General features: G+C 58.2%; 7 protein-coding genes and 1 pseudogene. 3 read left to right on the plus strand and 5 right to left on the minus strand.

Annotated features, from left to right (window positions below; genetic code table 11):
* A pseudogene (locus NKH41_RS33425) lies at window positions 1–149 on the plus strand (transcriptional regulator); the annotation flags it as partial.
* 228 nt (window positions 150–377) lie between these two features.
* Here NKH41_RS33425 and NKH41_RS33430 read toward each other — a convergent pair.
* Complete coding sequence (locus NKH41_RS33430; protein WP_352473704.1) at window positions 378–1301, minus strand: glycoside hydrolase family protein; 924 nt, start codon at window positions 1299–1301, stop codon at window positions 378–380.
* A gap of 399 nt (window positions 1302–1700) precedes the next feature.
* On the opposite strand from NKH41_RS33430, the gene NKH41_RS33435 reads away from it, so the two are divergent.
* Both NKH41_RS33435 and glf read left to right on the plus strand, forming a co-directional pair.
* On the plus strand, window positions 1701–2873 hold the full coding sequence (locus NKH41_RS33435) for a glycosyltransferase family protein (protein ID WP_352467856.1): 1173 nt from the start codon (window positions 1701–1703) through the stop codon (window positions 2871–2873).
* A 2-nt stretch (window positions 2874–2875) separates the two neighbouring features.
* Entirely contained in the window at window positions 2876–4018 is a 1143-nt protein-coding gene (gene glf, locus NKH41_RS33440; RefSeq protein WP_352935881.1) for a UDP-galactopyranose mutase, read from the plus strand.
* 127 nt (window positions 4019–4145) lie between these two features.
* Here the strand turns inward: glf and NKH41_RS33445 are convergent, their stop codons facing one another.
* The 4 genes from NKH41_RS33445 to NKH41_RS33460 form a co-directional block, all read right to left on the minus strand.
* Window positions 4146–5312 (minus strand): glycoside hydrolase family 1 protein, encoded by a 1167-nt coding sequence (locus NKH41_RS33445; protein WP_352935884.1) that lies wholly within the window; start codon window positions 5310–5312, stop codon window positions 4146–4148.
* Window positions 5313–5507: 195 nt separating this feature from the next.
* The gene (locus NKH41_RS33450; RefSeq protein WP_023677856.1) at window positions 5508–6032 is read right to left on the minus strand and encodes a YciE/YciF ferroxidase family protein; all 525 of its coding nucleotides are present in this window, start codon (window positions 6030–6032) and stop codon (window positions 5508–5510) included.
* Window positions 6033–7122: 1090 nt separating this feature from the next.
* Window positions 7123–7488, minus strand: coding sequence for a hypothetical protein (locus NKH41_RS33455; protein WP_023677855.1), 366 nt, complete (start codon window positions 7486–7488; stop codon window positions 7123–7125).
* Between the two features lie 392 nt (window positions 7489–7880).
* On the minus strand, window positions 7881–8264 hold the full coding sequence (locus NKH41_RS33460; RefSeq protein ID WP_156937370.1) for a hypothetical protein: 384 nt from the start codon (window positions 8262–8264) through the stop codon (window positions 7881–7883).
* Between the last annotated feature and the right edge of the window lie 965 nt (window positions 8265–9229).

Here is a 9229-nt window from a genome sequence, read left to right on the forward strand (position 1 = left end):
TCGCCGCACTCGATCTGAAGAGCCATCATTCAATCCGCGTCCGTATCGGCGTCAAAGACGACGCCGAGCGCCCCGGCGGGATCAACATTTTTGGCAAGGGCTTTGGAAATTACGATCAGGACATCCTGCTCAGGATCAAAACCGCGTGAATCGACTGGCCGTGTTGCTGCGCTCAATCACAGGTCATTGCCAGGCTTGCAGCTGGCAACGTCGTATATGAGGCGACCGGCTTGCCTGACGTGTATAGATCCCTCGTCGCAAGCTTTGCCCACTGGCCGCGAATCCCCTGCTACCCTCAATCACCAGTACAAAGGGATCCGTCCCACCAACCAACAGCCAGAGCATCCTCCGTTCCGGCAAATGCCGGAACTTACCATCTAGGCAACTCTAGAAAGTATATGCCGATCCAGGTCACACTTAGCCAACCCGAACCGCCAGCGATGGTTCGTAGCCTCACGCCTGCTCTGGTAGAACAAGGTCAGTTGCCGGCCGTCGATCATCACCGTCGAATGGCCATTCTCGCCGGGCTCACCAGGGTCGAGAACGGGGCCAACGGAAACGTAGGGACCCTTGACGTCATCGGCGATGGCGAAGAAGACGCGCTGCCGGCTGCCGCGCGGACCTTCGGGGAGGAAGCAGGTGGCGTTGAGAAGCACACGACCGTCCGGCAGCTCGACGAGCTGCGCGCCTTCGATCCCCCATTCGTAATCGGGGTGCTCGCGCGCATTGTGATGTGGCACGTCGAGATGATCGAGTATCTTGCCGAGACGTTTCCATGGCCCGAACCAGGAATCGGATTGGCTGCGCGCCAGATAGACATCAGGCTGGGGCACCCTGGTGAATTTGGGCATGCCTGAATAGACGATATAGCGCTTGCCTCCGACGATTGCGGGGTGGGGATCGTAGATGCCGTCCTCATCGGTGTCGGGCAGCGACAATATCGCCGGATTGAGCACCACCCAATGAAAGCCGTCATTGGACACCGCGTGCTCGCAACGTCCGCCGGACTTCATGAATTCGGTCTGGATAAACATGTGGAAGACGCCGCACTCATGAATGACGCCGGGCGCCGCAATGCCAGATCCGGTTACCGGCAAAACGATCGCCTCGTGCTCTGTCCAGGGTCCATAAAGATCCGGCGCTGTGGCGTGGAGGATTTTCCAGCTCTCTGTTGTGACGGTGCCGCTGGAGCCGAAGACGTGCCAGAGCGTGCCGTCGAACACCGGACAAGGGTCCTTCAGATCATCCACAACCTGCGGGTGAAACAATGGAAAGACGTTGGTTTCAAAGTCGATCTTCATTCGCCAGCCATCCCTCGATTCGTCTCGGTCTCCATTCAAATGAACCACCGGCGCGACTCAGATGAATCGATTCCAAGCGTATTTATAGCTCCGCTGATGAACGGTTGTTGAACGATTGAAGGATTTGAACCGCTCTGTGGCAAAGGGCCACATTTGGGGAGCCCGACCTGACGCGAGGGGCTTCATCATGTGGATCGAATGGGGGCGGCCGGCTCGCCCCTTCTCTGTCGAGCCGTCGCAAGTGGAGCGGACGGCTGGTCTCGCCCGAGACAGTTTGGAGCTATGGAACAACTTATCGGGATGGAAGTTATATAGAAGGCTGCGAACTTCATGTCAAAGCTGCCTCGATTGACTTTTGTTAGTCGAGGCATTTTGTAACTATATCGAAGGATAATCTACATGGAAATGGCGGCGGGCCGGGCCAAAACACCAAAAAACCCTGTACAACCGTCTATTTTAATTTGCTTTTCACACCTCCGATGGAACTTCGTATATCAGAGACCACAACACATTCTGACCCTGGCGTCAAAACAGCAACAGCTAATTTACTTCGAAGAGCCGATCTTCGATGAGAGGCGCCACCCTTCGATGCGGGTGCACAATATTACCCCCAAGATCAGAATAGTGACCCCGCTGATCCCAGTTGGTACTTCCGCGACCAGGGCGGACGCAATCCAGCGCAGGTTCGTCGATCAGATCCTCGCCTCCACGCCGCATGACCGATTGACGACCTGGTATTACACGCCCATGGCGCTACGCTTCAGCGATCATCTCGCCTGTGACGTCTGCGTCTACGACTGCATGGATGAACTCTCCGCGTTCAAAGACGCTCCCGCAGAGTTGACGCAGTTGGAAAAGGCGCTGTTGCAACGTGCCGATGTCGTCTTCACGGGCGGGCAGAGCCTCTACGAGGCCAAGCGCAGCTTGCATCGGGCGATCTTTCCCTTCCCGAGCAGCATCGACGTTACCCATTTCCATCAGGCTAGGGCGCCAGGTGAAGACCCATTCGATCAGGCCGACATACCTCACCCGAGGGTGGGGTACTTCGGGGTCATCGACGAACGGCTCGACCTTGAACTTATCGCGCATGCGGCTGCGGCAATGCCAGACGTGCATTTTGTCATGCTCGGCCCTGTCGTCAAGATCGATCGGGCGAGCCTTCCCACGGCAGGCAACCTGCATTGGCTGGGCGGCAAGTCCTATGCAGACCTGCCGAACTATCTCAGGCATTGGAGTGCCGGCTGGATGCCGTTCGCGCTCAACGAAGCGACCCGCTACATCAGCCCGACCAAGACTCCCGAGTTTCTTGCGGCAGGACTGCCGGTGTTGTCCACGGCGATCGTCGACGTTGTGCGTACCTACGGCGTCGAAGGCCTTGTCGAGATTGTCGAGGCGGAGGACATCGAGGCCAAGCTTCGCTCGATCCTGGCCCACCCCCGCGATTTCCTGGTGAAGAAGGCCGACGCCTACCTCGCCGACATGTCCTGGGAGAAGACCTGGAGCGCGATGGCTGCCCACATCGAGCGCGCCCATGCGATGAAGAGCGTCGTCCCATTCCTGAGGAGGGCGTGAGCGTGTTCGACTGGTTGATCGTAGGGGCCGGTTTCGCCGGCAGTGTGCTGGCCGAGCGTATCGCATCGCAACGGCAGGAAAGCGTCCTGATCATAGACCGACGAAATCACGTCGGCGGCAATGCCTATGACTGCTACGACGAGGCGGGAATACTAATTCACCGTTACGGGCCTCACATCTTTCACACCAACGCCCAATCGATCGTCGACTATCTGTCGCAATTCACGGAATGGCGGCCTTACGAACATCGGGTGCTGTCGCTCGTCGACGGAAAGCTGCTGCCGATACCGGTCAATCTCGACACAATAAACCGTCTCTACGGCCTTGAGTTGACATCCGAGCAGTTGCAAGACTTCTTCGCTTGCCGGCGCGAAATGGTGGAAGAAATCCGCACCGCCGAAGACGTCGTGGTGAGCACTATAGGCAGAGAGCTCTACGAGAAGTTCTTTCGCGGCTACACGAGGAAGCAGTGGGGTGTCGACCCTTCCCAGTTGAGCAAATCGGTGACAGCGCGAGTCCCGACCCGGACCGATCGGGACGATCGCTATTTTGGCGACAGCTTCCAGAACATGCCGGCAGGCGGGTATACGCGCATGTTCCAGCGCATGCTGGATAACCCCAAGATCAAGATCATGCTGCAGACCGACTATCGCGAAATTCGCGACAAGATTCCCTTTCAGCGGATGATCTACACCGGGCCAATCGACGAATATTTCGACTGGAAGCTTGGTCACTTGCCCTACCGCTCGCTGCGCTTTGAGCACATGACGCTTGATTGTGAGCAGTTTCAGCCGGTGGCCGTCGTCAACTATCCGCAGACGGAAAAATACACACGGATCACCGAGTACAAGCATCTGACCGGTCAACAGTGTCCGAAGACCAGCCTCACCTACGAATACCCGACGGACATCGGAGATCCTTATTACCCGGTGCCGCGGGCCGAAAACGAAGCGTTGTACAAGCGCTATGAAGCCTTGGCCGCGGCCTGCCCGGAGGTCTGGTTCGTCGGACGCCTGGCAACATATCGCTATTATAATATGGATCAGGTCGTTGGCCAGGCATTGGCTACGTTCGGACGCATTCAGGCGCGCCTTGCCGGCAACGGGATGCTCGTCACGCCGACGCAGCGCGAAGCGGCCGAGTGAATGATGCGCCGGGCTGACCGGCGTTCGGCCGACCCACGGCGAAAGAGGCCAAGGATCCCTCTCGGCGAACAGTTTTACTTGTGCTGTTGATGCAGCTGAAACGCGCGCGCTGTTCCGATCAGCGAGGCTATGGCGCGCTTTCTTGTTGTTTTCCAAAGGCCACGAACAATTGGCGCTGGCGCTCCAACTCGTCCGCAAGTGGCTTGCGAACAGTGCGCGAACCGTCCGAGTGAATGGTGGAGAACAAGCCGACTTCGGCGTGGCGCGAATTGTCCCAACCTGGGTAGGCCATCACCGGGTACAGGCATATACCCTGAACAGGTGCACCGAGGCTCATAGCATAGCGCACTTCGTCGCAAACGTAGTGAAGCCAGGCTGGCCGGCCTGAACCTTCGGCGCCGGTCTCCGCGATGAACATCGGCTTCCTGTATCGCTCAGCGACCTCGACCAGCATTTCCGAAAGTGCACGGTATTCGTGGTGCCCCATCGGTATCGTCGGGCCATTCAAGTACCACTGGTTGTGCGGATAGAAATTGAGGCCAATGACGTCGACAACGTCCTCACTGCCGCCCAACTCCGGCTCCACGCGACCGATCAGCATGTCATACGCCTCGAACTGCCCCTGACGAGCATTTTCGGCGCGCCGCCGCTCGGGGCGAGTACGGTCACGAGGAGCAATATGGATCAGCGGTTCAGCCCAGATGAACCTGCATCCGGGTTCGGCCTCCCGCATGGCTCTCACGCCGGCGACCGCAGCTTTGATAAGGTGTCGTTTGAACCATCCACGCCTGTTTGGCCCGACGCGCGGGAAATAGCCGACCTCCACCGCCCATGCAAAGAACGAAATCTCGTTGATCGGGCACACCAGGGGAGCCACGCCAGTAACGGAGCGATGAACCCGAACAGCTTCCGCAGCGAAACGGACGTAGGCGTCGATAAAGCCCGGGCCACCTTGGTCGATGTGGTCTGGCGAGCCATAGTGGAAGATATCCCAGACAATCTGCACCTCGGCCGCCTGGGCTGCTTCGATCGCCGACGTCCAACTCGACCAGTCGAACACTCCGGGTGCTGTTTCAATCAGGTGCCAGCGCAAACCGTCGCGGATCGAGCGAAGCCCAAGCTCGACACAACGGCGGTAGTCGCCGCTTGCATGAATGTCATGTGAGGTCGCGCGGATCAGATCAAGACGAGCCCCGTCGGCGCGCCGATGGGAGGAACACTCGAAACCAGCCATGAAAAAGCTGTCGAACCACGAAGGATCTGCCGTGGGCCGACGAGCGGTATTCTCGTTCATACAACCATCCCGTCACCCAAGGTGGGCGCAAGCAATCGTACGCGGCAATTGCCCATTGTCAGTTCCGATCGCGTAGTCGGAACCGGTCGGCCACCACCACGTCGACGGCGCGGCGGCTGCGGCGTATATGTGCCTGGATACAACCAGGCTCCTATCCGTCCGCCGGGGCCGCGGTCGCGTCGATTCGATCCGAAGTTATGCGGCCTGTTGCATCGCCCGTTCGTTGACGCCTGTTTCGCCCAGTCGGGTGAGCGCCTCATCGGTTGCTTTTTCTTCCTTGAGCGTCTGTTCGAGTAGCGGGACGGCGTCTTTCAGACCAAGTAACCCGGCCCATGTGACAAGAGTCCCGTAGCGCGCTATTTCATAATGTTCGACGGACTGGGCTGCAGCCACGAGACCCGCGTCCAATGCCGGAGCCTCCTCGAATTCCTCCAAAATCTCCTGTCCTTCTTCGATGATGCCGTCGATCGCCGGGCACGTTTTCCCTTGGGCTCTCTTGCCAAAGGCGTCGAAAACTTGCTGCAGACGCTCGATCTGACCTTCCGTCTCGTCACGATGTTTTTCGAACGCCGCCTTCAACTCTTCGGACTCCGCGCCCTTTGCCATTTTCCGGAGCGCCGTCAGAATCTTGCGTTCGGCGTAGTAGATGTCTTTCAGACCATCATAGAAAAGGTCTTCCAAGCCCTTGGAGCTGCCCTGAGAGCTTTTTTTCGTCGCCATTGTCATCTCCTCTTTCATTTCTATCGACGCATGCATGGCTCTAACTGGACCAGTCTCTTGTTGTTCCTTCGGCGACGGCACACCGGCAGCCAACAGCGAGCGACGGTCGGGTTGACCGCTGATTTCAGTCCGCCGCGCCAGCAGCGGCTTGAGCATCTCGGCTGCGCTCCATTGCGGAAGTTCCGGAATGAGGATCGTCTGCCTGAAGGGTTTCCGCTGTCATCGAGTCCTTGCGGCCGCATTTTTCGCAACGGACCTTTGCCCGCACCTGATCAAGGTTCCCGATCTCTTCTCGGGCCCCCAATGGCGTCGAACCTGGACGAAGTTGCCGACCAGATCAGCAGTGTATAGGGGCCGCGGACCTGTTTTCCGATGTAGTTGAACTCACCTTGAGGCAGCTGCTCGCGCAGGCGTTTGGACGACAGGCGGACGGCATCATGGCCTCTAAATTCGAATTCGAGGTCAAGAGGACCACGTCCACAGCATAGTTGCACCTAAGATCCTCCTCGATGTCGCCAGCGGCGCGAAGCCTCAGATGGTCTTCGAAAACCCCTCTGCGGACCGAGCATGTCATGTCTCCTTTGCAGTACCGGAAAGGCCGTGGACAGCCGTGTCGTCCTTCGCGATGCTGAACGGATGCGACGGCGGTTTGTTCCTGAGGCCAACATGCGCTGGAGCCGGATTGACTTGCACCCCCGATCACAAACGAATGAGAACATTCAATCGGGGTCCTCATGGCTTCCGCCATCGACATTCTGGCATGCTGACCAGCGACGAGGTCGGCAATTGTCCAGGACTAGAGCGGCCGGCCAGGTGCAGCGGTGCCGGGGGGACCTCACGCTCCAAGGCCGTCCTGGCCTTCGCCAGCGACAACCACAAGGCCTGCAAAAAAGCTTCATCTGCTTGCGGTGTTAATCCGACCTCCTTGCAATGTTCAACGATCCTGTCCTGGATCGACACTGCGGTTTCATACCGTTGGACAACCCTTGCCAGAACGTCCTGACAGGTGCCAATCGCCACCTCCCGAATGTGGTCAGCGACGGGAGAGAGGGCAGCACGGGTGACATCATGAGCAACGGGGGCGTCCCGATCAGTCGGATGTATTCCGCCTCGGGCTGCCCATAAGAACGATCCGCCAACGCGCGTCTATAGCAATAGCTTCAGCCTTCAATTGAACAAAGCAATCGTGTGGGGACCGGTCCTCACCCATGACCAGGGCTGCCCCGGTCATACCGTCAAAGCCAATAAGGCCAACCTCGGCCTCGACCTCAGCCCGAAGCTTCGCCACCATTAACCCGAGACCGCTCTCGAAGAAATCGACGGTGTCAATCGGGACCGAGGTCTGCTCCAGGTGCGTCCTCAGTCCCAAGTGACGGGCTTCGAGGTGAGGCTGCAGCAACGTCAGATCCGGTGCGCTCAGGCGCCGCAACAGTTCGTTCTTGAACGAGGTTTCCATCTGCGCTGTCTCCCGATCGGGGCGGAAGGGCGATGGTCGCTCACAGCTGAGGACGCCCTAACAATTGTCGACAGTCAGGGGAAAGTATACCTAAAAGGGCGGGGAGTCTCAAAAAGCTACTATGCTGACCAGAGAAGCTCGTCAGTCTGGCGATCATCAAGATGCTGCTAACAAGCAGTGTCCGCCTCTACTGGTCGAAGGTTGCCTTCGCAATCTGGTGTGCGCCTTTTGTCGAAGCATACGGCCCCAAACTGATTCATCCTCTGGGGAAGCCAAGCGGTATCGACGCTGCCTGAAAACTTACGCGCAAGCTCCACACTTTCGGGGGGCGCTTTGTCGATCGACCAGAGTAGCCAAGCACCCCTTCTGTATCCCATAGTATTCGTCTTCGCCTATTGCTCCGGAACGGCAGAGGTTTGCGGACGATTTCGTGCTGCTTCGGCAATTTCCGGGATGTATTTCGTCGCGGTGCAGCTTCGGTTTACATTGGCGCGTGCGTCGAATACCTCTTTCTCGCAGACCCGCTTGGCGAGCTCGATAGGCACATGAACTGCCAGAGGCACTTCCACCTCGGAGATTCCAAGCTCCCTTGCGATCTGCTGTTTCACTTCGTGCCTGCCAAGCGAAACGTCGACGCCGACATCCTGGGCATCTTCGGTTGTCGATGATGCGCCTTGCCCCGGCAGATCTTGCTGCTCGGTCTGAGCAAATGACTGCACGGCAAAAAGCTGCAAGGCGAACACGGCGAGCGGCAAAATTCGTTGGAATACTCTCATGCCTGGCTCCTGCAGGTGCCTTTAACAACGGCAAAGTATTTGAAGCGTTCCAGAGGCGGGGATGCGCGCGCTCAGCGGCAGTCGAGGCGGGTTTTTTCTGTTGGAATACGATATGGCGACCGTGGTTGGGTGCCGACAGCCGACTGTGCTGGCACATCGGAGTGTAGGAATTTGCCTACCGAGAAAGAAAGACAAGCCAGAGACGAGCGCACCTCGGATGCTGCACGAGGATTGACCGACATTGAGCGTGCGGCACGAGACGCAAAGACCGCGGCTTCGGGAGCAGCGCCTGAAGGCCGCACTTGCTGTGACGTCGGCCGCGGCATCTAAACCGAAGAGGACACCAAAAACCACGAAAGCCTAGCAGTCACTTGCACCACGGGAGCTTGCATTCAACCCCACGGTGCTCAAGATCCAAGTAGGCTCTGCAGCTCTCTAGGCTCACAACCTCGTGCACCCAAGTTTGATCCTGATGCAGCAATCAGGAGTACCCCAGAACGAATATGGCCAGCAGGGCAACAAAGAGAACGAGGGCAGTCCAAGCTGAGCAACGTGCCGTGCAAGGCTGTTCCCAACGCTCTCGGAGCCAACTTGGTGTCAGTCCAACTGCCGGTTGCCGTAGGGCTTCGAATCGCTCTAGCGCTATCGGCAATACAGCGCGGCTCTCCTCTGAGCGCGACCGCAGCTCCCTTCAGGCAAGATGCGCGAGCAGACGGATATCTATCTGACCGAAAGCAAAAGAAACCACGCGTGCCCCACTGAAAGCACAAGCAAGCGCAAAGGTTCCTGAACTGATGCTCGGCTGGCGGGAACTTGCTCGCCAGCCGAGTTGAGTTCAGGCGGTGGTCGGGGGAGATCAGCCAGCCACACGCTGGTGATTCCAACCTGAGCCGATGTGCCAATCAGCAACCTTCGTCGGTCTTTTTCACCTGGCCCGGCGCGGCGGTGTTGGCTGTCGTGTCCTG

This window comes from Mesorhizobium sp. M1169 (assembly GCF_040318345.1).
Lineage (GTDB): Bacteria > Pseudomonadota > Alphaproteobacteria > Rhizobiales > Rhizobiaceae > Mesorhizobium.